Below are 21,617 nucleotides of genomic sequence, written 5' to 3'. Positions count from 1 at the left end.
AAGCGGGGCTGCAAGGCGGCAAACCGATCCTCGCGGTGCCACAGCGGTGCTTATTCGCCGCCGCCGTCGCGCGCGGGCAGGGTAATCAGCAGGCTGCCGCCGGGCTTGCCATCGTCGCGGTCCTTGGCGTTGATCGTCCCGCTATGCCCCTCGACGATCGTCCGCGCGATCGCGAGGCCCAGCCCGCTGTGGCGACCGAACGCCTCGCCGGCGGGGCGTTCGCTGTGGAAACGGCGGAAAATCGCCTCGCGCTGCGCCGGTTCGATGCCGGGGCCGTCGTCGTCGACGCGCACATGCACCTCGTCGCCCAGCCGCGTCGCGGCGATGCAGACGAGACCCGTGGGCGGCGAAAAGCTGATCGCATTGTCGATGACATTGTCGATCGCGCGTTCCAGCCGATGGCCGTCGCCCATGACCAATGTCGTGCCTTTGCGCGGGCGGGCAAAGGCGATGCGCGGGTGCGGCGCATCGGCATCGATGCGCGCCGCGCGCGCCGCCAGCATCGATTCGATCATCATCCCGACGTCGATCGCCTCGAACAGGGTACGCGACAATTGCGCATCGACGCGGCTCGCTTCGCTGATGTCGTTGACCAGCCGGTCGAGCCGCCGGACATCCTCGTCGGCGATGCTGAGCAGCTGCGTGCGCTGCGCATCGTCCTTGACCCGTCCTAGCCCCTCGATCGCCGAGCGTACCGATGCGATCGGGTTTTTCAGTTCGTGGGTCACGTCGGCGGCAAAATGTTCGCCGGCGTCGATGCGTTCGCGCAGCGCCTGCGTCATGTCGCTGAGCGCCCTTGCCAGCGTCCCGATCTCGTCGCGGCGGCTCGGCAGGCGGGGGACGACGACCTCGCGCGCGCGGCCCAGCCGGACGCGCACCGCGGCGCGCGCGAGGCGGCGCAGCGGGCGGACGATGGTGCGCGCGAGGAACAGCGACAGCAGGATCGAGGTGATCAGCACCATCGCGACGACGATGGCGAGGCGGAAACGCTCGGCGCGCACGGTGCGGGTGATGTCGCGCGCGTTCAGCGTCATCAGCACGGTCTGCGGCGCTTCCAGCTCGACGATGCGTGCCGCGCTCAGCAATGGGGTGCGTTCGGGGGCGTAGCGGAAGCGGCTGGCGGCCCGGCCGCTGCGCTGCGCCTCGACGACTTCGGGCCAGGCCGCGGCGCGATCGACCGCGGGTTCGTGGAAATCGGGATAGGAAGGCGCGCCGACGATCCAGTCGATGCCGCGGTCCATCGCGCGCGCCGCATCGCGCTGCCACGCCTGCAAATTCGGGTCGCGCAGCGTATAGGTCGCGGGGCCGGTGGCGAAACTGTCCGAAATCCGCCGTCCGTCGGCGGCGTAAAAGCGCAGCCGCGATTCGGTCGCCGCGGCAAATTCGCCGATCAGGGTCGCGCGCTGGTCGGGCCGCGCCGCCTCGAGCGCGCGGTCGAGCATCGCGAGCTGATCCTTCATCACCTCGATCCGCGTGTCGACCAGCCGGCTGCGATAGGTGTCGAGATAATAGAAACCGCCCGCGAGCAGCGCGACCGCCAGGATGTTGACCGCCAGGATGCGCGTCGTCAGCGACCAGCGCGCCGACCAGACGAGCGGCGATTCTTCCTGTTCGGCGATGCTCGCGTCGGGTTTCAGCGGCTCAGGCATCGTCGGCAAAGCGGTAACCCGCGCCGTACAGCGTCGCGATGCCGTCGAATTCGGGATCGACCTCGCGGAACTTGCGGCGCAGGCGCTTGATGTGGCTGTCGATCGTGCGGTCGTCGATATAGACATCGTCCTGATAGGCGGCGTCCATCAACTGGTTGCGGCTGCGCACGATGCCGGGGCGCGCGGCGAGCGTTTCGAGGATCAGGAATTCGGTGACGGTCAGCGTCACATCCTTGCCGTCCCACGCGACCTTGTGGCGTGCCGGATCCATGCTCAGCCGCCCGCGGGTGATCGGTTCGGCGACCGGTTCATCGTCGTCCGCGGGCGCATTCTGGTTCAGCTCGACGCGGCGCAGGATGGCGCGGATGCGCGCGATCACCAGCCGCTGCGAGAATGGCTTGGCGATATAATCGTCGGCGCCCATCGCGAGCCCCAGCGCCTCGTCGATCTCGTCATCCTTGCTGGTCAGGAAGATGACGGGCAGCTGGCTTTTCTCGCGCAGCCGCCGCAGCAGTTCGAGCCCGTCCATGCGCGGCATCTTGATGTCGAACACGGCCAGGTCGGGCGGATTGTCGATCAACGGCTTCAGCGCCGCCTCGCCGTCCGAATAGACGCGCGTGACGAACCCCTCGGCTTGCAGCGCGATCGACAGGGATTGCAGGATGTTGCGGTCGTCGTCGACCAGCGCGATGGTTGCCGTCATGCTCTTTCCGTTGGCGGGCACCGTCGGCAAATAGCCGATCCGTCGCCCAGCGACAACCGCGCACGGCTTGCCACCGATTCACCCTTTAATCTTTTGACCTCGCCGCGCATCCTCGCTAACGCGACCGGGATTTCGGAATCGACGACCTGTCGGCACCCCATGTTCGTGCGGGCCCATTCGCTTTCGCATGACATGTATTGCATACCTATGCGAAGCTGCCGCGGGCGAAGGAAAGGCGAGAAAGATGACCAAGGTAGTGATCGGCAGCGACACCGTCGAAACGGGGGCCGATGTGGCGGAAAACTGGGGCACCTCGGCGCTGATCGAGGATGCGATCCGCCACGGCGAAGGCCTGCTCGCCAAGGACGGCCCGCTGGTCGTCGCGACCGGCAAGCACACCGGGCGCAGCGCGAAGGACAAGTTCATCGTCCAGGACGCCGAGACGCGTGACACCATCTGGTGGGGCAAGACCAATGTGCCGATGACCCCCGATCATTTCGCGGCATTGAAGGCCGATTTCTTCGCGCATCTCGCCGCGCGTCCGCGCCTGTTCCGCCAGCAGCTGTTCGGCGGTTCGCAGCCCGAGCATCGCGTCGGCGTCCAGGTCGTCACCGAATTCGCCTGGCACAGCCAGTTCATCCGCACCTTGCTCGTCCGCCCGACCGCGGCCGAGCTGGCGGCGTTCGCGGCCGAATATACGATCATCGACCTCCCCAGCTTCCGCGCCGATCCGGCGAAGCACGGGACGCGCACCGAAACCGTCGTTGCGGTGAATTTTACCGAGAAGCTCGTGCTGATCGGCGGCACGGCCTATGCCGGCGAGATGAAGAAGTCGGTGTTCGGCATCCTCAACTATCTGCTCCCGGTCGATGGCGTGATGCCGATGCATTGTTCGGCGAACATGGGGCCGAACGGCGACACCGCGGTTTTCTTTGGCCTCAGCGGCACCGGCAAGACGACGCTGTCGGCCGATGCCAGCCGCACCCTGATCGGCGACGATGAACATGGCTGGTCGGACACCGCGGTCTTCAATTTCGAGGGCGGCTGCTACGCCAAGATGATCCGACTGTCGCCCGAGGCCGAGCCGGAGATTTTTGCGACGACCAAGCGTTTCGGCACCGTGCTCGAAAATGTCGTGATCGATCCGGTGACGCGCGAACTCGATTTCGACGACGCCAGCCTTGCCGAGAACAGCCGCGGTTCGTACCCGATCGACTTCATTCCGAACACGTCGGAACAGAATATGGGTCCGGTGCCGCAGAACATCATCATGCTCACCGCTGATGCCTATGGCGTGCTGCCCCCGATTGCGAAACTGACCCCCGATCAGGCGATGTATCACTTCCTGTCGGGCTACACCGCGCGCGTCGCGGGGACCGAGATCGGCGTGACCGAGCCCGAGGCGACCTTCTCGACCTGCTTCGGCGCCCCGTTCATGCCGCGCCACCCGTCGGTGTACGGCAATCTGCTGAAAGAGCGCATCGCCAAGGGCGGCGTCCAGTGCTGGCTGGTCAACACCGGCTGGACCGGCGGCATGGCGACGATGGACGGCATCAAGCGCATGCCGATCAAGGCGACCCGCGCGCTGCTCAACGCCGCGCTCGATGGCAGCTTGAACGACGCCGAATTCCGCAAGGATCCCAACTTCGGCTTCATGGTGCCGGTCGCGGTTCCCGGGGTCGACAGCGCGCTGCTCGATCCGCGCGAAGCGTGGGCCGACAAGGCCGCCTACGACCGCACCGCGCAAACGCTGGTGGGCCAATTTATCGACAATTTCGCGCAATTTGCGGAGCATGTCGATGAAGGCGTCCGCCAGGCCGCCCCGCAGGCGGCCGTCGCAGCATAATTGACCCGGACAACTTCCGGGTGGCACATCACCCGGAAGGACCGGATCAATGACCACCGAATTTTCGCCGCGCCTGTTCGAGCGCGACACCGACATCCGCGCGCTCGGCGAAGGTCTGCTGGCCTGCACCCTCCCGCGCGCGGCGTGGACGCACGAGGCACATCTGGGCGCGTGCCTGTGGCTGCTCAGCGAGCGGCCCGACATCGATGTCGACGCCGAAATCGCGGGCATCATCCGCCGCTTCAACGAGAGCGTCGGCGGGGTCAACGACGACACGCAGGGCTATCATGACAGCATCACCCGCGCCTATGTCGCGGGGGTGCGGCTGTTCCTGTCGGAGACGGACAAGACCGAATTGGCGGCGCGCGTCAACGCGATGCTGCTGTCCGACGTCGGCCGCCGCGACTGGCCGCTGCGCTTCTACAGCCGCGATGTGCTCTTTTCGGTTCCGGCACGGCGCGGGTTCGTCGAGCCCGATCTGATGCCGTTGCCCGAGTAATAGACTCGCACAAAGGCACGAAGCCACAAAGAGGCTTTGGATCCGCTCGCCCTGAGCTTGTCGAAGGGCCGTTCTTTTCTGCATGCGTGGAAGAGAACGGTGCCTCGACAAGCTCAGCACGAACGGGGGTCGGAAATCCCTCTTTGTGGCTTCGTGCCATTGTGCGAGTCAAAAAATCGCGACCTGGCGGCCTAAGCCGACTTCGCCCCCGCCACATAAGCGTCGACATTCAGCGCCAGCACGTCGAGCGGGACGTTGCCGCCCTCGACCACCACATTGTTGAAATCGCGCAGGTCGTATTTCGGTCCCAGCGCCGCCTGCGCCAGCCCGCGTTGCCGCACGATCTCGCTGTGCCCGACCTTGTACCCGCACGCCTGTCCGGCCCAGCTGCAATAGCGATCGACCTCGCTCGCGACCTCGAGCGGGTTCGAGCCGTTCTCCTTGACGAAAAACTCGACCCCCTGCTCGCGCGTCCAGCGTTTGGCGTGCAGCCCGGTGTCGACGACCAGGCGGCAGGCGCGGAACGCCAGCGACTGGAGATAACCCAGCCGCCCGACCTCGAAATCATCGTACAGCCCCAGCTCGTCGGCGAGCTGTTCGGCATAGAGTGCCCAGCCCTCCGAATAGGCGTTGAACGCCAGCATCGTGCGGATCAGCGGCATCTGGTTGGCATATTCGCCCTGCCACACATGCCCCGGGATCGCCTCGTGCATCGTGAGGTCGGGCAACGAATATTTGCTGTGCAATTCGGTGGTGCGCAGGTTGATCCAGAATTTGCCCGGGATGCTGCCGTCGATCGACCCGGCGCCGCCATAGGCGGCGGGCGCGCCGGGTTCCTCGGCCAGCGGCAGGCGCTTCACCTCGACATTGCCCTTCATCAACGTGCGAAAGGCGCGCGGCAGCTCGGCGCGGATCTTGCCGAGCCAGGTCTGGATATAGGCGTGGATTTCGGCGCGTCCGGCGTCGTTGTCGGGGAATTTGAAACGCGGATCCTTGGCGAGCGCATTCATCCGGTCGCCCACCGACCCCTGCGTGTAGCCAAGCTTTTTCAGGATCGGGCCCATCCGCCCATGGAGTTCGGCGAGCTCTTCGCGGCCCATCGCATGCACCTCGTCGGGGGTCATCCGCGTCGTGGTGCTGGCGCGCAGGCCCCAGGCATACCATTCGTCGCCGCCCGGCCGCGCCCACATCCCCGCGTCCATCGTCGCCTTGGTCCGCTGCGCCTTCAGTTCGGCGAGCTGGCGTTCGAGCGCCGGGACCACCGCGCCGCGCGTGATCGCTTCGGCGCGCGGCCCCCAATTGCCCGCGATCTTGCCCTCGCGCGTGCGTTTGGCGAGGCTTTCGACCAGCCCGCCGCCGGTGCGCGCGTCGGCCAGGCTCGCCTCCATCTGCTTGACCGCCTTGTCGATCAGAAACGCCGGAGCGATCATCCCCTGACCGCCCGCTGCCTTCAGCCGCCCGGTCTCGCCGTCGAGGACGCCGGGAAAGGCGTTCAGGCGCGACAGATAGGCTTCGGCATCGGCGGCGGTCTTGACCGGATGGTCGCTGTCGAGGAATTTGGGGACGTCGAGATAGGCGCCGACATTCTGGATCACGACATAGGGCGTGTTGCGCCAGCCGCCGACCGCGACATCGCCATAGGGCAGGGCGAGGCCGTCGAGCGCGACGCCATAGGCGCTTTCCACAACCGCCAGGCTGGTGCGCGTCTTGTGATCGAGGCCGGTCTTGTCGAAGGCGCGGACGCGCGCGACATCGGCCTTCAGCATGCTCGCGACCGCCTGTTGCCCCGCCGCCGACCGGTCGGACAGCTTGCCGCGTTCGGCGGCGCGCGCGCCGGTGTCGATGCCCAGCGAGGTTGCTCCTTCGGGCGACAGCGCGAGCAGATTGTCGGCTATTGATGAGAGCAATTGATTGGCGGCTTCCGCGTCATTGGCTGGAAGCATGCCTTGGTAGGGGCGGCGGCTGGAGGCGCATCCTGCTAGCAGAGTCGTTGTTGCACCCGCGCCGAGCGTGGCGAGCGTCTGGCGGCGGGTGAACGGGGTGGACAGGCGATGATGCACGCGGCGGCTCCCTTGCGACTTTGTTTCTGCTGAAACCTGTCTAGGCAGCGCGGCGGGCCGGTCAATGGCCGACACAAAAAGCCCCTCCCCTTCAGGAGTGACAGGTAAATTGTCCCCCGGACAATTTAGATCATGCCGGGGGTATGATCGACCTGTCACTGGGTTGGGGTGGGGGCTGTCAGGTTGGCGCTAGGCTTCTGGCCCCCACCCGCTGCGACTAAGCCAGCAAGCTGGCAAGTCTCGCTGCCCTCCCCTGAAGGGGAGGGCTAAAGCAGGATCAGTCGGTCAAATCGGCGGGCACCTTGCCGCCGTTCGCCGCGAGTTCGCGCATCACCGCCTTGTGCAGCCAGATGTTCATCTCGGCGCTGCCGTCGAGTTCGCCGGTATAGCCCAGCTCGGTCGCCAGCTCCTTGCGGTTGGCGAGGCTCGAATCGATGCCGAGCAGCTTCATCAGATCGACGATCGAGGTGCGCCAGTTCAGGTCTTTGCCCGCCGCCTCGGCGGTCAGGATCGCGTCGACGTCAACCTCGGCGGGCGGCGCCGCGGCCGCCGCGGCCATGGCACTCGTCGCGGCGTCGAGCGCGCTGCCGACCGGGTTCGGTCCGGCCGGCGCGGCGGGCTCCGCCGCGACGGCCTTCTTGCCGAAAATCGCGTCTTTGATGCTGCTGAAAATGCCCATGATTTCACTCCCACTAAAGCGCGGCCCAGCCCGGAAAGGGCGAGTCGGATGACCGCAGGCTAGGACTATGCATTTGAAAATGACAGTCAAATGAACGGCTCGCCGCGCGCACGCGCGCTGCTATAGTCGGCGCCGCGGGCGCCGTGTGATCGGCGCCGGAGTGGGAGCAAGACTGATGAACCTGACCGACATTTTGGCGCAAGCTGGCGGCATCGAATCGATGGCCAAAGAGCTGGGCGTGCCGCCCGCGATGGCCAAGCAGGGCGCCGACGCGCTGCTCCCGGCGATCCTTGGCGGCTTCAAGAAACAGGCGCAATCGGGCGGGATCGAAGGGCTGGGCGGGCTGCTCGGGCAGCTGGGCGGCGGCGGCCTGCTCGATTCGGTGCTCGGATCGCAGCCGACCCCGGTCAGCCAAGGCAATGATGTGCTCGGCGAGATTTTCGGGTCGAAGGACGTCAGCCGTACCGTCGCAGGGCAGGCGGCGAGCCAGACCGGGCTCGATGCGGGGCTGCTCAAAAAAATGCTGCCGATCCTGGCGATGATGGTCGCGGGCTATATGGCCAAGCAGGGCGGCCAGTCGCAGGGCGGCGGCGGTTTGGGCGACCTGATCGGCGGCGCGCTGGGCGGTGCGGGCGGCAGCGGCGGCCTCGGCGGGATGCTCGGCAATGTGCTGGGCGGCGCGGTCGGCGGCGGCGCGGCGCCGTCGGCGGGTGGCGGCGGCCTGGGCGGGCTCGGCAAGATGCTCGACCTTGACGGCGACGGCAATCCGCTCGACGACATCCTGGGCATGGCCGGGAAGTTGCGGGGGTAATCTCTTAAAGCCCCTCCCCTTCAGGAGTGGCAGGCAAACTGTCCCCCGGACAGTTTAGATCATGCCGGGGGCATGATCGACCTGCCACTGGGTTGGGGTGGGGTTTTGCGAGGTAGCGCAAGGCCGATGGACCCCACCCGCTGCGACTAAGCCAGCAAGCTGGCAAGTCTCGCTGCCCTCCCCTGAAGGGGAGGGCGTAAATTGCTCACGCCGCCATCAGGCGCAGTTCCTCGCGGAAATCCTCGTCCACCCCGATGCGGCTTCGCATCGGGGTGACGCTGGTGTCGGCGTCGGCCTCGCCCTCTTCGAACAGGGCAACCGCGCCGTCGCCGCCGCGCGCGAGGCTGTACCGCTGCGCGACCTTGCCGGTCGGACGAAAGCCCAGCTTGCGCAGCACCGCGCCCGACGCCGGATTGTCGAGGAAATGCCCCGCGGTCAGCCGGGGCAGGTGCATGGCACGCGCAATGCCCATCAGCTGGCGCCCGGCCTCGGTCGCAAAGCCCAACCCCCAATAGGGACGCGCGATCCAATAGCCCATTTCGGGGCGGCCATCGGGGTCGGGCGAGATGCCGCAGCCGCCGACGAGGCGCGGGGCGCCGCCGGTGCGGGCAAAGATCAGGAACCGCGGCTGGGCGGGGTCGATCGGCTTCGCCAGAAACGCCTGCGCCTCGGCCTCGCCATAGGGCCAGGGCGCGGTCGCGAGGTTGCGGACCACCGCCTCTTCGCCGATCGCCCGGGCCAGCGCCGGGGCGTCTTCCTGCCAGCCGGGCCGCAGCAACAGTCTTTCGGTACGCGCGAACATATTTATCACTCCCAATTGCCCGTCGCCCTGACGCCAGATGGTGACGCTTTGACGACAGTCGATGCGGAGGGAGATGGATGGCCCGATTTTCACGCCTGCCCGCCAAGCCGCGGACAATGGGCAAGAAAAAAGGGAGTCCGGGGGTGACCCGTCTCCCTCTTTTCGAACTTTGTTTCCGCTGTTGGCGGAAAGGACCGTTCCGGGTCATCCCTTGATGGACGACCCGTACAAAGTCGTCCTTTATTCGGCGGCTTCCGCCATGGCGTCGACCGACACATATTTGCGGCCAAGCTTGCCATCGTGGAAGCGGACCTGGCCGTCGGCGGTTGCGAACAGCGTGTGATCCTTGCCCATGCCAACGTTGACACCCGGGTAAACCTTGGTGCCGCGCTGACGCACGATAATGTTGCCGCCGATCACTTCCTGACCGCCGAACTTCTTCACGCCAAGGCGGCGGCCGGCTGAGTCGCGACCGTTGCGCGATGAACCGCCTGCTTTCTTATGTGCCATGACTGATGCTCCTTAATTCGTTTCAGGGGCCGAGCCGCGTTACCGCGCTCAGGCGTCCTTCTTGGGGGCTGCCTTTTTGGCAGCGGGCTTCTTGGCGGGGGCAGCCTTTTCGGCAGCTTCAACCTTGGGCGCAGCTTCCTTCTTCGGTGCAGCTTCCTTGGCGGGGGCAGCAGCCTTGGCTTCGGTCGCCGGAGCAGCTTCTGCCTTGGGAGCGGCTTCCTTCTTCGGCGCTGCCTTCTTGGCTTCGCCGACGGCCAGGATGCGCAGCAGCGTCAGCGACTGGCGGTGACCGTTGCGACGGCGATAATTGTGCCGACGGCGCTTCTTGAACACGATGACCTTTTCGCCGCGCGTCTGGGCGATGATTTCGGCCGAAACGACGAGGCCATCGGCGCTCTTCACTTCGCCGCCGTCACCGGCCAGCAGGACGTCGCCGAGCGACACGGTGTCGCCAGCTTCGCCGTCGATCTTTTCAACGGCGATCTTGTCTCCGGCGGCGACGCGATACTGCTTGCCGCCCGTGCGCACGATTGCGAACATGGTCTTCCATCCAATCAAAAAACTAAATCACCCGCGCTACCGATCACCCACCAAGGCAGGCGATTTTTCCGGCAAGCGGGAAAGTCAGCGCCACTAGCGAGCCAGCGCTTTGCTGTCAACCGCCAAATTCCGTGCTTTTCGCGCAAAAAGCAAGCCCGTTACCGAATGACCAGGCATGCCGCCGATTCGGTGCTTGCCGCCTTGAGCCAGCCCCCATATCAGAGGCGGCGATGAAGCGCACCCTTCTTGCCCTGTCGCTGGCCGTCGCCACGTCTTTGTCGCTTTCGGCCTGTGCTGCGGCGCAAAGCACCGGTGCGCCCTCGCTCGCCAAACGATCGGTCGAGGGGCGATTCGACGTCGCGCCGCCCGCGGTCGTCGTCACCCCCCCGGGGCCGCTGCCCGCCGATCTGGGCGGCAGGCTGGCGCGCTGGGAAGCCGATGCCGCCGGGGCGCAGCAAGCCTTTGCCGCCGAACGCGCCGGGACCGCATCGCTGGTATCCGCCGCCGCCGGGGCGCCGGTCGCCAGCGAACGCTGGGTGGTTGCCCAGCAGGCGATCTCGCGCCTGACCGCGGCGCGCGCGCCGCTCACCGGAGCGCTCGCCGACATCGACCGGCTCTATCTCGATCGCCGCGTCGACGAAGCGATCGACGGCCTGCCCGACATTTACGCGCTGCGCGAGCGGCTGGCGGATCTGGTGTCGACGCAGGATGCGGTGCTGGAAGCGCTGAACAGCCAGTTGCCGGGGCAGTAAAAACCGTCGCCCCCGCGAAGGCGGGGGTCGCAGCCCGCCTTACGCTATCTCTCCAGCGGCCCTGCCTTCGCGGGGGGCGATGATCATTGATTCAACCCATGCTTCTTCAACGCGTGGCGGATCTGGTCATAACTCAGCCCCAGCGCCTCGGCGGCGACTTTCTGGTTGAAACGGCAGCGCGCCATCGTGTCCGCCAAGATCTGGCGTTCATAGCTGTCGACCGCGGCGCGCATGTCGCGGACCGGGCCGGTGGGCATCGCTGTCGATGCGGGCGCGGGGTCGGCGGGCGCCGTGGGCGCGCTGCCGCGATCCGCGGGCGCGGCCCCCTTGCGCACCACCGGCTGCCAGGGGCTGGCGAACGGATCGAAATTCACCGCATCGACGGGCTTTTCGGGGTCGGCCCAGCGATAAATCGCGCGTTCGATGACGTTGCGCAGCTCGCGGACATTGCCCGGCCAGTCGTGCCCCTCCATCGCCGCCAGCGCGCGCGGGCCAAAGCCCGGCCATTCGTCCCAGCCGAGCACCGCCGCCATGCGCTGGCCGAAATAGGTGGCGAGTACCTCGATGTCGCCCTCGCGGGCGCGCAGCGGGGGCAGCGTGATGACCTCGAACGACAGCCGGTCGAGCAAGTCGGCCCTGAACCGATTGTCATCGACCAGCGCTGGCAAATGTTCGTTGGTCGCCGCGACGATGCGCACGTCGACGCGGATCGGGCGCGACGACCCGACGCGCGTGACCTCGCCATATTCGACCGCGCGCAGCAACCGTTCCTGCGCCCCCATCGACATCGTCGCCAGCTCGTCGAGGAACAGGGTGCCGCCGTCGGCCTCCTCGAAGCGTCCGGCGCGGGTGCGCGTCGCGCCGGTGAAGGCGCCGGCTTCGTGCCCGAACAGCTCGGATTCGATCAGCGTCTCGGGCATCGCGGCGCAGTTCAGGATGACATAGGGGCGGTCCCAGCGCGTCGACAGGCGGTGCAGTCGCTCGGCGATCAGTTCCTTGCCCGTCCCGCGCTCGCCGATCACCAGCACTGGGCGGTCGAGCGATGCGGCCAGGCTGGCGCGTTCGACCGCGTCCTGAAATGCCGCCGACTGGCCGATGAATTGGGTCTCGCGCTCCATTCCCAATCATTGGCAAAATTTCCCGCCAATTGGCAAGGTAAATCGGGGCAAAAGGGGATTTCCGTGTGACGTTGCACGCTTTTGTGCGGCTTTCGCCAATTGGCACGGTGTCTGCATTGAATGAGACGAACCGGCGCACATCGTGCCGGTGCAGCGAAAACCAAGGAAGGTTGATCCATGAAGTCGATGTTTGCCCAAACCGCCACTTTCGTGCTGAGCACGGCCGGAGCGTTGGCCATTCTCGTCGGTGCGATCGACCAGCCGCAGGTCGCCGCCAGCGTCTCCGGCAATCTTGCCGGGCCGCTGGTTGCCGCTGCCATGTCCCCGGCGGTCAGCGCTTTGGCCTGACCGGCACTGGTGCCGGGGCACTCTCCCCCCTTGCCCCGCCCCGGCACCAGCCTTTTTAAAAACAGACATCCCAAAAAAGACATTGGGTCTCAAGATTTCGACAGGAGTTTTTCAAATGGGTATTTTTTCACGCACCCGCGACATCATCGCCGCCAACGTCACCGACCTGCTCGACCGGGCCGAAGATCCCGAAAAGATGATCCGCCAGATCATCTTCGAGATGAACGAAACGCTCGTCGAAGTCCGCGCCTCCGCTGCCCGCACGATCGCGGACCAGAAGGAAATGCGCCGCCACATCGCCAAGCTGGAAAGCCTGCAGGACAGCTGGAAGGAAAAGGCCGAACTCGCGCTGTCGAAGGACCGTGAAGACCTGGCCACCGCGGCGCTGGTCGAAAAGCAGAAGGCCGGCGACATGGCCGAGAAGCTGAACGCCGAAATCGCGACGCTCGACGAGGCGCTGAAGGGTTATGAAGCCGACATCGCCAAGCTGCAGAAAAAGCTTTCGGAAGCTCGCGCGCGCCAGTCGAGCGTCGTCAATCGCCTCGAAAGCGCCGAGAACCGCTACAAGCTGCGCGAGATGACCAATGGCGACCGCGTCGAAGATGCCTTCTCGCGCTTCGAAATCCTCGAACGCCGCGTCGACGAGGCCGAAGGCCGCGCCGATGCGCTGAACCTGGGCTATAAAAAGTCGCTCGACGAGGAAATCGCCGAACTCCAGGCCGCCGACAAGGTTGCCGACGAGCTCGCCGCGCTGAAAGCCGCCCAGGCCAAGAAATAAGGAGCCGGACCGATGGAAGAAATCATCATCGTCCCGATCGTCATCGGAACGCTCTTCCTCGGTCTGCCCTGGCTGATCCTCCACTACATCACCAAGTGGAAACAGGCCAAGACGCTGACCGGAGAAGATGAACAGCTGCTCGACGAACTTTACGACACGGCCCGGCGGCTCGAAAACCGCCTCCACACCGTCGAACGCATCATCAGCGCCGACCATCCCGACTTCCGCCCCGCGGTACGCAGCGATGAAGACCTGGCGCAAATCGAAAACCATAAGACCAGGAGGAACTGAGATGTCTGCCAGCCGCACGAAATTCTACCTCGACAAGCAAAACGCCAAATGGAGTGGCGTGTGCGCCGGGATCGCGGACTACAGCGGTGTCGACGTTCTGTGGGTCCGCGTCGGCGCGGTATTGCTGACGCTGATGGGGGGCTTCCCCTGGACGCTGATCGCTTACTGGATGGTCGCCTGGATGGGCACGCCGAAACCCTTCGCGCTCTATGGCTCGAACGAAGAGGCGAAATTCTGGCAGGGCGTCCGGTCGAACCCCAGCGCATCGACCCGGGACATCCGCTCGCGCTTTCGCGACATCGACCGCCGCCTTGCCGACATCGAACAATATTACACCAGCCACAACCGCCGCCTCGCCGACGAGATCGACGCGCTCCGGTAATTCGGGGCGCCAAGCCGGGCGGGCTGGATGCAACAGGGAGAAGATAGATGAATTTCGGTGGTACCGGTTTCGTCCTCGCCATCATCGCATTGTCGATCGGCGGCTGGATGTTCACCACCTGGATCCGCGCCAAGCACGGCTATCCGGTTGAAAATGAATGGGGTGGCACGGTTCATCGAACCGACCCCGACGCTGATCGAAAAATCGCGCTGCTGACCGATGACAATGCCAAGCTGGCAGGCCAGGTCAGCCGCCTTGAAGAGCGGATTTCGGTGCTCGAACGCATCGCCACCGAAAACCATGGTCAGGCGGCGCAGCTCGCCGACCAGATCGACCGCCTGCGCTGAGGGGAATAGACCAATGAATCTCGATGTCCTGAATATCCTCGCCCCCGGGGCTGCGATCCTCGGCCTCGCCGCGATCGGCGGCTGGATTTTCACCACCTGGCTGCGCGTCAAGAACGGCTATCCGCTCGACGGTGCCTGGGGCCAGGCGGTCTATCCCAAGACCGGCGACGAAGCGATGGAGCGCGTCAAGCTGATCAGCCAGGAAAACGCCCAGCTGCGCGCCGAACTGGGTTCGGTGAAGGATCGCCTTGCGGTGATCGAGCGCATCGTCACCGACGAGAGCCACCGGCTGAGCCACGAGATCGAGGCGCTGCGGCGCCCCGCGAACTGAGGAGTTAGGTTATGAGCGGCACGTTCGTTCTGGGATTTTTCTTCATCGTCGTGGGCATCCCGGTGATCCTGGGCATCGGCGGCGACATGTATCGGCGCCACCTGAAGTTCAAGGAAAAGCAGCTGACCCTGCTGTCGAACGAAACCGCCGAAAAGGCCGCGCAATATGCCGCGCACACCGAACGGCTGGAACAGCGCGTCCGCGTTCTTGAACGGATTATTACCGACAAGGGAGTTGAGGTGGCCGACGAGATCGAAAAGCTGCGCGACGCGCCGCTCAATTGAAGCAACGATAAGAAAATACGGAAGGATCCCCCATGAACCCGTTTGAAATGGTTATCGGCATTGTCCTGATCGTCACGATCGGCAGCGTCGTCCGCGCCAAATATGGCGTGCGCCGCGACCACAAGGGCAACGAGTTTTTCGCTGCCCCCGCCGACAATGCCGAAACCAAGGCGCTGCTCGCCGAAATCCGCGCGCTGAAGGACCGCATCCAGGTGCTCGAACGCATCGCCACCGACCACAACCGCGCCGTGACGCTCGATGAGGAAATCGAGAAGCTGCGCGACCGGTCGCCCTCCTGACGACCAGGGCGAAGAAGGAGCCGAACCCATGGCCACCATTACGTCTGACCTAGCCTCCAACCTGATGGTCAGTGCCGTCGCGCTGACCGCGCTGACCATCATGAGCCTGGCGGCGCTGCGCGGCTGGCGCGACTGGATCCAGCTCAAGCGCGAAGAACTCGCCGCCGGGCACAGCATCGGCCACGACGCCGCTGTCCCACACGCCGGATCGCGGATCGAAATCGCCGACCTCAAGGAACGGCTGCGCAAGCTCGAAGCGATCGCAGCGGGGGTGGACCTGTAACCTTCCGTTCGCCCCCGCCTTCGCGGGGGCGAACGGAAAAGGGGGATGGCGCCCCCTTCCAACGCGGCCCCAAATCTGTCAGTGCCGCCGCCATGCGCAGCCTGACCGACATCCACGACGAATATGACTTCCTCGACGGCGACGATCGGTATCGCCTGCTGATCGATCTGGGCCGTGAGCTTGGCCCGATGCCTGACGCGCTCAAGACCGACGCGACGCTGGTGCGCGGATGCAGCGCCAGCGTCTGGGTCTATCCGGTGCCGCAGGCCGATGGCCGCCTGCACTTCCTGGCCGACAGCAACGCCGCGATCACCAAGGGCATCGTCGCGCTCGTCCTCGCCGCGGTGCAGGACAAGCCCGCGGCCGAGGTTGCCGCGATGGATGTCGCCGCCGCGCTCGCGCCGTTCGAGCTCACCCGCCAGCTGTCGTCGAACCGCACCCAGGGCGTCCCCAACATGATCGCACTGGTCCAGGACACCGCCCGCCGCATCGCCGCAGGCTGACCCGCCGACGGCGCGCCCGCCGCGCTGCGCGCGCTACCTTTCAATCAAGCAGGAAAAAGGGCGCGGAAGTTGCCTCCCGCGCCCCATTTTCTTGGACGATCGCCCGGCTTAGAAGCCGACGGTCAGCGTCGCGCTGATCGTGCGCGGGGCACCGATCTGGGCATTTGGAACCGCCGACGGAGTGCCGGTGAACACGTTCGGGCCGAGCACGCCACCCTGGTTCAAGCCAGGGGTGTAGTTGCCGACATAGAGCGAGTCGAACAGGTTATAGACGTTGAGCTGCAAGAAGGTCTTGTCGTTCAGACCGGCCCATTCGAGGCTGAGTCGCGCATCCAGATTGACCAGCCAATAGGCGTTGGTCTTCGCTGGATAGACGACGGTCGGCGCCGCAGGGGCAGGCAGCGTCTGAGCATAGACGGGCAGGTTGGTGTCGTAGATGAACCGGCCGCCGGTGCGCTTGCCGGTGATGCCCAGTTCGACCGGACCCAGCGTGCCGCGCACGGTGCCACCGAAGCTGTATTCCGGAGCCCCTGATTCGCGGTTGCCAGCGGTTGCGACGAAGATCGGCTGACCGACGGTGGTGCAACCAGCGATCCGCGGCACGGCGTTGACCTGCGCAAGGGTGCACTCGCCCGACTGGACATTGTCCTTGATTTCCGACTTCATCCACGAACCGAAGACGTAGAGCGCGAGCTCGGGGATCGGCTGGTAAGCGATGCTGCCGTCAATGCCATATTTGTCGACGCGGCCGAGGTTGCGATACAGGTTCCGATCGGTTTCCGGATCGAACGCCGAAGCAAGGCGATCGTTATACTTGGTGAACCAACCCGAAATCTGCGCCTGCACCTTGCTGGTGCGATAGCGGAAACCAAGGTCGAAGTTGTCGCTGGTTTCGGGCGCCGGACGTGCCGACGCGGTGTTCGGGGCAAAGAAGAACGCGTTGTACAGCGCGTCGGTGCCCGGAACCTGCAGACCCTTCGAATAGTTGGCGAACACCGACATCTGGCTGTTCGGCTTGAACATCAGGCCGACGTTGGGAAGGATGTCGTCATACTTCAACACGCGCTGCTGCGGTCCCTGGACCGTCGGATTGAGCGCGGCATAGGTTGCGTTGCGCGGATCGGTGGCGCTGCCGAAACATTCGACAAAACCCGTATCGCTCGACGTGAAGCAATTGTTGTTCAGGTCGCGCTTGAAGAACGGGGCACGGATGCCGACCGTCGTGATGATACGGCCGTCGGCCCATTCGCCGCGATACTCACCCGAAACCTGGGTCAGGATCGCATAGGACAGGCGATCGCGCTTCTGCAGGATGACGCCAGTATTATCGACCTGCGGATTGTCCGTGACCGGGAAGACGCTGAACGGTTCGCCGTTGAACTGCAGCAGGCCGACTTCGCCGGTCTGGCGGTGACGCGCGCGGTCATAGGTAAAGCCGGCGCGGACCGTGTGGAAATCGTTGATGTCCCAGCGCAGGTTGGCGATCACGCCATAACGATGCGTCTGCGTCTGGCTGGGCGCCAGCATCGCGACTTCATCAAGGGTGTCGCCGTCGCCGTTGAGGTCGCGGCCGAAATAGGGACGGCCGCCCAAATAACCGGTGACATTGGTGACACCCGCGCCCGGATTAATGTCCAGAAAACGCTCGCGCGCGAACACCGTGCCGCCGCCATTGGCCTTCACATATTGATAGCTGGGATCGACGGTCAGCACGAGCCCTTCGGTCAAGGTGAACTTGGATGCACCGCGAATATTGCCGGTGTTCGACGGGTTGTACCGGCGATCGAATTCGGTGCCGCAGTTCGAGCCCGAATCGGCAAGACCCGGGCGCGCCGCGACGGCCGTGGTGCAAGGCGCCGCGATGTCATATTCGCGCTCGTCCTTGTCGATCGGGAAACGGTTGCCCGAACCCGAACCGACGACGCGGTTGGCGTCGAGGCGCAGCGGCACCGAGCCGAAGAAGTTGTTGCGGTTGACGTTGTAGTGGCCGGCGACTGAAATGAAGTCGCCATTATCGCCCAGCGGCTGCCAGACGCGGCCGTTGAACTGCTTTTTGCGCAGGCGGCCATAGTTGTTGAACGGGTTGTTGTTCGACGCGGTCGATGCCGACAGGAAGGCGCGCGTGCCCCACGGCGTAAATTCGCCGGTGTTCACGAGGCCGAAGATGCGGAAAAATTCATATTCGCCCGCCGAACCCGAAACCTTGACGCCGAATTCTTCGGTCGGTGTCAGGGTGCGATAGTTGACGGTCGAACCCGTCGCCGCGGCGGTCGGGCTGTCGACGTCGGTCGAGCCGAGGTTGACGTTGACCTGCTCGATCAGCTCGGGGTCGAGCTGCTGGTTCGAATAAATGGCATAGTTGCCCGAATCGTTCAGCGGCACGCCGTCGAAGGTCAGGCTGATGCGGTCGGCCGAAAAGCCGCGGATCGTCAGCTGGCCGCCGGCCGAGCCGTAGGCGTCGTTATTGGTGAAGTTGACGCCCGGCAACAGGTTGATCGTGTCGAGGATGGTCTGGCCAGGATTCTGGCGTTCGATGATTTCCTGACCCAAAACGGCCTTCGCTTTCGACGTGTCGGGCGACGAGATGCCGACGACATCGGTTGCCGAAACGCCGGTGACGACGATTTCTTCGTCGAAATCGACCGAACCCGTTGACTGGGCAAAGGCGGGCGTGGAAAGCAGCGCGACCGGGATCAGCGCGCAGCTGGCGGCAAGCGTGTGACGGAAATTCATGTCAGGATGTCCCCTTGGTGTGGTGTCGTTCGGCAGGCGCGCGAAATGGGGCGCGCAACTCCTGCGAGCGCCCCTGAAGCCCGCATGTGGCACGATTGTGACAGCAATTGTGACAGTGCAAGCGGCGCGCAGCGAAAGCTGGGACAAAAGGTCAAAAAATCGCGAATTTGCGTCGCAGGCGGCGATTTATCCACAGGCTCGACTGCGTTTTTCCCGGCAACTGTTGCTGCATTGCAACAATTTTACCGGGGAAAGCGGGACGATTCGCCGATTTTCAAAGGGAACGGCTGAAGCCGCCGCGACTCAGGCGGCGTCGCCCGCCGCTTCTTTCGCCTTGTCGGCATAGACGCGCACCGGATCCTTGCGGCCTTCGACGACATCCTTGTCGACGACGATCTCCACCACATCGGTCAGGTCGGGCAGGTCGAACATCGTGTCGAGCAGGATCGCCTCGACGATCGAGCGCAGCCCGCGCGCACCGGTCTTGCGTTCGATCGCCTTCTTGGCGACCGCGACCAGCGCGTCGTCGGTAAAGGTCAGCACGACCTCTTCGAGATCGAACAGCTTGCGATACTGCTTCACCAGCGCGTTCTTGGGTTCGCCCAGAATCTTGACCAGCGCGTCGATGTCGAGATCCTCGAGCGTCGCGATGACCGGCAGGCGGCCGACGAATTCGGGGATCAGGCCGAATTTCAGCAGATCCTCGGGCTCGATATTCTTCAGCACCTCGCCGGTGCGGCGCTCGTCGGGGCCCGCGACATGCGCGCCGAAGCCGATCGACTTGCCCTGCAGGCGATCGCCGATGATCTTTTCAAGGCCCGAGAATGCGCCGCCCGCGATGAAGAGGATGTTGGTCGTGTCGACCTGCAGGAATTCCTGCTGCGGATGTTTGCGGCCGCCCTGCGGCGGAACGCTCGCGGTCGTGCCTTCCATCAGCTTGAGCAGCGCCTGCTGGACGCCTTCGCCCGACACGTCGCGGGTGATCGACGGGTTTTCGGCCTTGCGCGATATTTTATCGATCTCGTCGATATAGACGATGCCGCGCTGCGCCTTTTCGACATTATAGTCGGACGACTGGAGCAGCTTGAGAATGATATTCTCGACATCCTCGCCGACATAGCCGGCTTCGGTCAGCGTCGTCGCATCGGCCATGGTGAAGGGCACGTCGAGGAATCGCGCGAGCGTCTGCGCCAGCAGGGTCTTGCCGCTGCCGGTCGGGCCGACGAGTAGGATGTTCGACTTTGCCAGTTCGACATCGTCGCCGCGGCCGCTGTTCGCCAGACGCTTGTAATGATTGTGCACCGCGACCGACAGCACGCGCTTCGCGGTGTTCTGGCCGATCACATAGGCGTCGAGATGCTGGCAGATTTCCAGCGGCGTCGGCACCGCGCCGTCCTTGCGCGCGGCAACCCCGCCCTTGATCTCTTCGCGGATGATGTCGTTGCACAGCTCGACGCATTCGTCGCAGATGAACACGGTCGGCCCGGCAATCAGCTTGCGGACTTCGTGCTGCGACTTGCCGCAGAAGGAGCAATATAGGGTGCTCTTGCTGTCCGAGCCGCTCAATTTCGTCATAAAACTTCCTCTGGCAGGCGCCGAAATGGCGGTGCCGTCCTTATCCTAGTTCGCGGTCACCCAATTACAATATGGCAATTGGGTGACATCGCGGCAATGTCCCGCCTAGCGCCAAGGCACCAAATGGGCGTCAACAAATGCGGTTAAGCCTTTGTCGGCGGCCACCGCGCGGCACCGGCCTGCTCCCCCACCGCTCTTGGACGCTGCGCGTCGTCTTGGAGCGGTGGGGGAGCAGGCCGGTGCCGCAGCCTGATCGAATCAGGGCGTCGGACCTTCGCTGATGTCCTTTGGCGCATCGTCGCTGGGCAAGCCCGGGCGGCGGTCGTACACTTGGTCGACGATGCCGAAATCCTTGGCTTCGTCGGCCTCGAGGAAGGTGTCGCGGTCCATCGCCTTTTCGATCTCTTTCAGCGACTTGCCGGTATATTTCACGTACAGGTCGTTCATCCGCTTCTTGATGCGCAGGATTTCCTTGGCCTGAATCTCGATGTCCGACGCCATGCCGCGGGCGCCGCCCGACGGCTGGTGGATCATCACGCGGGCGTTGGTCAGCGCGACGCGCATGCCGGGTTCGCCCGCGGCAAGCAGGAAGCTGCCCATCGATGCGGCCTGGCCGATGCACACGGTGCCGACGCGCGGGCGGATATATTGCATCGTGTCGTGGATCGCCATGCCCGCGGTGACGACGCCGCCCGGCGAATTGATGTACATCCAGATGTCCTTTTTCGGGTTTTCCGATTCGAGGAACAGCAGCTGGGCTGTGATCAGCGACGCCATATTATCCTCGACCTCGCCGGTGACGAAGATGATCCGTTCGCGCAGCAGGCGGGAGAAAATGTCAAAGCTGCGTTCGCCGCGGCTCGTCTGTTCGACGACGACGGGGACAAGAGCGGCGAGCGGGTCGATCATTGGGAATGCGTCCTTATGTTTCCGGGATGCCGCGCCGGAGAATCCGGCGGGCTGGCCCCTCGGTCACCTACATCGTCGCCGCGCGGGATGGATTCAAGGGGGCAAAAGAAAGGGGCGGGAAGTCCCGCCCCGATCGGATTGCCGAATTTCGGATCAGTCGCCGGCACCGGGTTCGGGCGAAAACAGCGTTTCGAACTTGCCTTCCACGCCCTTATATTCGTCGGCGTCGGCGGGGCTGTCCTTCTTCACCGTGATGTTCGGCCATTCGGCGCTGAACTTGGTGTTCACTTCCAGCCATTTTTCGAGGCCGCTTTCGGTGTCGGGCAGGATCGCCTCGGCCGGGCATTCGGGCTCGCAGACGCCGCAATCGATGCACTCATTGGGGTTGATGACGAGCATATTCTCGCCCTCGTAGAAACAGTCGACGGGGCACACCTCGACGCAGTCCATATATTTGCACCGGATACAGGCATCGGTGACGACATAGGTCATGGTTTCAGGCTCCCTCAGACGACGGCAATCGGGCCGTCAGGCTCTCTCTCGGCTCGCCTCTATGCCGCAGGGCGGCGGCGCGTCAACGCCTAG

Annotated in this window: 26 protein-coding genes; 14 read left to right on the top strand and 12 right to left on the bottom strand. The window is 64.7% G+C overall.

Going from position 1 to position 21,617, the window contains the following annotated elements; translation table 11 throughout:
- Nucleotides 1-50: 50 nt before the first annotated feature.
- Together ACTIFP_RS00565 and ACTIFP_RS00560 are read right to left on the bottom strand one after the other, a co-directional pair.
- The gene (locus ACTIFP_RS00565) at nucleotides 51-1,649 is read right to left on the bottom strand and encodes an ATP-binding protein (protein WP_439566778.1); all 1,599 of its coding nucleotides are present in this window, start codon (nucleotides 1,647-1,649) and stop codon (nucleotides 51-53) included.
- A complete protein-coding gene (locus tag ACTIFP_RS00560; protein ID WP_439566777.1) occupies nucleotides 1,642-2,352 on the bottom strand; it encodes a response regulator in 711 nt (236 codons plus the stop codon). The genes ACTIFP_RS00565 and ACTIFP_RS00560 overlap by 8 nt, the downstream gene beginning before the upstream one ends.
- A gap of 244 nt (nucleotides 2,353-2,596) precedes the next feature.
- On the opposite strand from ACTIFP_RS00560, the gene ACTIFP_RS00555 reads away from it, so the two are divergent.
- Nucleotides 2,597-4,198, top strand: a complete 1,602-nt coding sequence (locus tag ACTIFP_RS00555) for a phosphoenolpyruvate carboxykinase (RefSeq protein WP_439566776.1) — start codon at nucleotides 2,597-2,599, stop codon at nucleotides 4,196-4,198.
- A 49-nt stretch (nucleotides 4,199-4,247) separates the two neighbouring features.
- A complete protein-coding gene (locus ACTIFP_RS00550; protein ID WP_439566775.1) occupies nucleotides 4,248-4,697 on the top strand; it encodes a hypothetical protein in 450 nt (149 codons plus the stop codon).
- Nucleotides 4,698-4,888: 191 nt separating this feature from the next.
- On the opposite strand, the gene ACTIFP_RS00545 is transcribed toward ACTIFP_RS00550, so the two are convergent.
- Both ACTIFP_RS00545 and ACTIFP_RS00540 read right to left on the bottom strand, forming a co-directional pair.
- Entirely contained in the window at nucleotides 4,889-6,757 is a 1,869-nt protein-coding gene (locus ACTIFP_RS00545) for a DUF885 domain-containing protein (RefSeq protein WP_439566774.1), read from the bottom strand.
- Nucleotides 6,758-7,034: 277 nt separating this feature from the next.
- Nucleotides 7,035-7,436, bottom strand: coding sequence for a DUF3597 domain-containing protein (locus ACTIFP_RS00540; protein WP_439566773.1), 402 nt, complete (start codon nucleotides 7,434-7,436; stop codon nucleotides 7,035-7,037).
- 175 nt (nucleotides 7,437-7,611) lie between these two features.
- Between ACTIFP_RS00540 and ACTIFP_RS00535 the strand changes: the two genes are divergently transcribed.
- On the top strand, nucleotides 7,612-8,247 hold the full coding sequence (locus tag ACTIFP_RS00535) for a DUF937 domain-containing protein (protein ID WP_439566772.1): 636 nt from the start codon (nucleotides 7,612-7,614) through the stop codon (nucleotides 8,245-8,247).
- Nucleotides 8,248-8,452: 205 nt separating this feature from the next.
- On the opposite strand, the gene ACTIFP_RS00530 is transcribed toward ACTIFP_RS00535, so the two are convergent.
- From ACTIFP_RS00530 to rplU, 3 genes are all read right to left on the bottom strand, one after another.
- Nucleotides 8,453-9,049 carry a GNAT family N-acetyltransferase gene (locus ACTIFP_RS00530; protein ID WP_439566771.1) on the bottom strand — a complete coding sequence of 199 codons (597 nt, stop codon included), beginning with the start codon at nucleotides 9,047-9,049 and terminating at the stop codon, nucleotides 8,453-8,455.
- Nucleotides 9,050-9,289: 240 nt separating this feature from the next.
- Nucleotides 9,290-9,559 carry a 50S ribosomal protein L27 gene (rpmA, locus tag ACTIFP_RS00525; protein WP_037513604.1) on the bottom strand — a complete coding sequence of 90 codons (270 nt, stop codon included), beginning with the start codon at nucleotides 9,557-9,559 and terminating at the stop codon, nucleotides 9,290-9,292.
- A gap of 48 nt (nucleotides 9,560-9,607) precedes the next feature.
- Entirely contained in the window at nucleotides 9,608-10,099 is a 492-nt protein-coding gene (gene rplU / locus ACTIFP_RS00520) for a 50S ribosomal protein L21 (protein ID WP_439566770.1), read from the bottom strand.
- A 230-nt stretch (nucleotides 10,100-10,329) separates the two neighbouring features.
- Between rplU and ACTIFP_RS00515 the strand changes: the two genes are divergently transcribed.
- Nucleotides 10,330-10,851 carry a hypothetical protein gene (locus ACTIFP_RS00515; RefSeq protein WP_439566769.1) on the top strand — a complete coding sequence of 174 codons (522 nt, stop codon included), beginning with the start codon at nucleotides 10,330-10,332 and terminating at the stop codon, nucleotides 10,849-10,851.
- Between the two features lie 83 nt (nucleotides 10,852-10,934).
- Here the strand turns inward: ACTIFP_RS00515 and pspF are convergent, their stop codons facing one another.
- Nucleotides 10,935-11,969: a phage shock protein operon transcriptional activator gene (pspF, locus tag ACTIFP_RS00510; RefSeq protein WP_439566768.1), complete on the bottom strand. Its 1,035-nt coding sequence runs from the start codon at nucleotides 11,967-11,969 to the stop codon at nucleotides 10,935-10,937.
- A gap of 177 nt (nucleotides 11,970-12,146) precedes the next feature.
- Between pspF and ACTIFP_RS00505 the strand changes: the two genes are divergently transcribed.
- The 10 genes from ACTIFP_RS00505 (at nucleotide 12,147) to ACTIFP_RS00460 (ending at nucleotide 15,815) form a co-directional block, all read left to right on the top strand.
- Nucleotides 12,147-12,317, top strand: coding sequence for a hypothetical protein (locus tag ACTIFP_RS00505; RefSeq protein WP_439566767.1), 171 nt, complete (start codon nucleotides 12,147-12,149; stop codon nucleotides 12,315-12,317).
- A 115-nt stretch (nucleotides 12,318-12,432) separates the two neighbouring features.
- Nucleotides 12,433-13,095 (top strand): phage shock protein PspA, encoded by a 663-nt coding sequence (gene pspA / locus ACTIFP_RS00500; RefSeq protein WP_439566766.1) that lies wholly within the window; start codon nucleotides 12,433-12,435, stop codon nucleotides 13,093-13,095.
- A gap of 12 nt (nucleotides 13,096-13,107) precedes the next feature.
- Nucleotides 13,108-13,386 (top strand): envelope stress response membrane protein PspB, encoded by a 279-nt coding sequence (pspB, locus tag ACTIFP_RS00495; RefSeq protein WP_439566765.1) that lies wholly within the window; start codon nucleotides 13,108-13,110, stop codon nucleotides 13,384-13,386.
- Between the two features lies 1 nt (nucleotide 13,387).
- Entirely contained in the window at nucleotides 13,388-13,768 is a 381-nt protein-coding gene (gene pspC, locus ACTIFP_RS00490; RefSeq protein WP_439566764.1) for an envelope stress response membrane protein PspC, read from the top strand.
- Nucleotides 13,769-13,815: 47 nt separating this feature from the next.
- The gene (locus tag ACTIFP_RS00485) at nucleotides 13,816-14,115 is read left to right on the top strand and encodes a hypothetical protein (RefSeq protein WP_120217313.1); all 300 of its coding nucleotides are present in this window, start codon (nucleotides 13,816-13,818) and stop codon (nucleotides 14,113-14,115) included.
- Nucleotides 14,116-14,128: 13 nt separating this feature from the next.
- The gene (locus ACTIFP_RS00480; protein ID WP_439566763.1) at nucleotides 14,129-14,446 is read left to right on the top strand and encodes a hypothetical protein; all 318 of its coding nucleotides are present in this window, start codon (nucleotides 14,129-14,131) and stop codon (nucleotides 14,444-14,446) included.
- Between the two features lie 11 nt (nucleotides 14,447-14,457).
- Complete coding sequence (locus ACTIFP_RS00475) at nucleotides 14,458-14,730, top strand: hypothetical protein (RefSeq protein WP_439566762.1); 273 nt, start codon at nucleotides 14,458-14,460, stop codon at nucleotides 14,728-14,730.
- Nucleotides 14,731-14,762: 32 nt separating this feature from the next.
- Nucleotides 14,763-15,029, top strand: a complete 267-nt coding sequence (locus ACTIFP_RS00470) for a hypothetical protein (protein WP_439566761.1) — start codon at nucleotides 14,763-14,765, stop codon at nucleotides 15,027-15,029.
- Between the two features lie 28 nt (nucleotides 15,030-15,057).
- The gene (locus ACTIFP_RS00465; protein WP_405053381.1) at nucleotides 15,058-15,312 is read left to right on the top strand and encodes a hypothetical protein; all 255 of its coding nucleotides are present in this window, start codon (nucleotides 15,058-15,060) and stop codon (nucleotides 15,310-15,312) included.
- Between the two features lie 92 nt (nucleotides 15,313-15,404).
- Nucleotides 15,405-15,815, top strand: coding sequence for a SufE family protein (locus ACTIFP_RS00460; RefSeq protein ID WP_439566760.1), 411 nt, complete (start codon nucleotides 15,405-15,407; stop codon nucleotides 15,813-15,815).
- Between the two features lie 108 nt (nucleotides 15,816-15,923).
- Here ACTIFP_RS00460 and ACTIFP_RS00455 read toward each other — a convergent pair whose 3' ends face one another.
- The 4 genes from ACTIFP_RS00455 to fdxA form a co-directional block, all read right to left on the bottom strand.
- Nucleotides 15,924-18,548, bottom strand: coding sequence for a TonB-dependent receptor (locus tag ACTIFP_RS00455; RefSeq protein ID WP_439566759.1), 2,625 nt, complete (start codon nucleotides 18,546-18,548; stop codon nucleotides 15,924-15,926).
- A 303-nt stretch (nucleotides 18,549-18,851) separates the two neighbouring features.
- Nucleotides 18,852-20,123, bottom strand: coding sequence for an ATP-dependent Clp protease ATP-binding subunit ClpX (clpX, locus tag ACTIFP_RS00450; RefSeq protein ID WP_439566758.1), 1,272 nt, complete (start codon nucleotides 20,121-20,123; stop codon nucleotides 18,852-18,854).
- Nucleotides 20,124-20,381: 258 nt separating this feature from the next.
- Entirely contained in the window at nucleotides 20,382-21,032 is a 651-nt protein-coding gene (locus tag ACTIFP_RS00445; protein ID WP_439566757.1) for an ATP-dependent Clp protease proteolytic subunit, read from the bottom strand.
- Nucleotides 21,033-21,185: 153 nt separating this feature from the next.
- The gene (fdxA, locus tag ACTIFP_RS00440) at nucleotides 21,186-21,524 is read right to left on the bottom strand and encodes a ferredoxin FdxA (protein ID WP_439566756.1); all 339 of its coding nucleotides are present in this window, start codon (nucleotides 21,522-21,524) and stop codon (nucleotides 21,186-21,188) included.
- Between the last annotated feature and the right edge of the window lie 93 nt (nucleotides 21,525-21,617).

Source organism: Sphingopyxis sp., from assembly GCF_051861155.1.
In the GTDB taxonomy this organism is placed as follows: Bacteria; Pseudomonadota; Alphaproteobacteria; order Sphingomonadales; family Sphingomonadaceae; genus Sphingopyxis.
The sequence above is the reverse complement of the archived record's forward strand: the minus strand, read 5'-3'. Positions and strand labels throughout refer to the sequence as shown.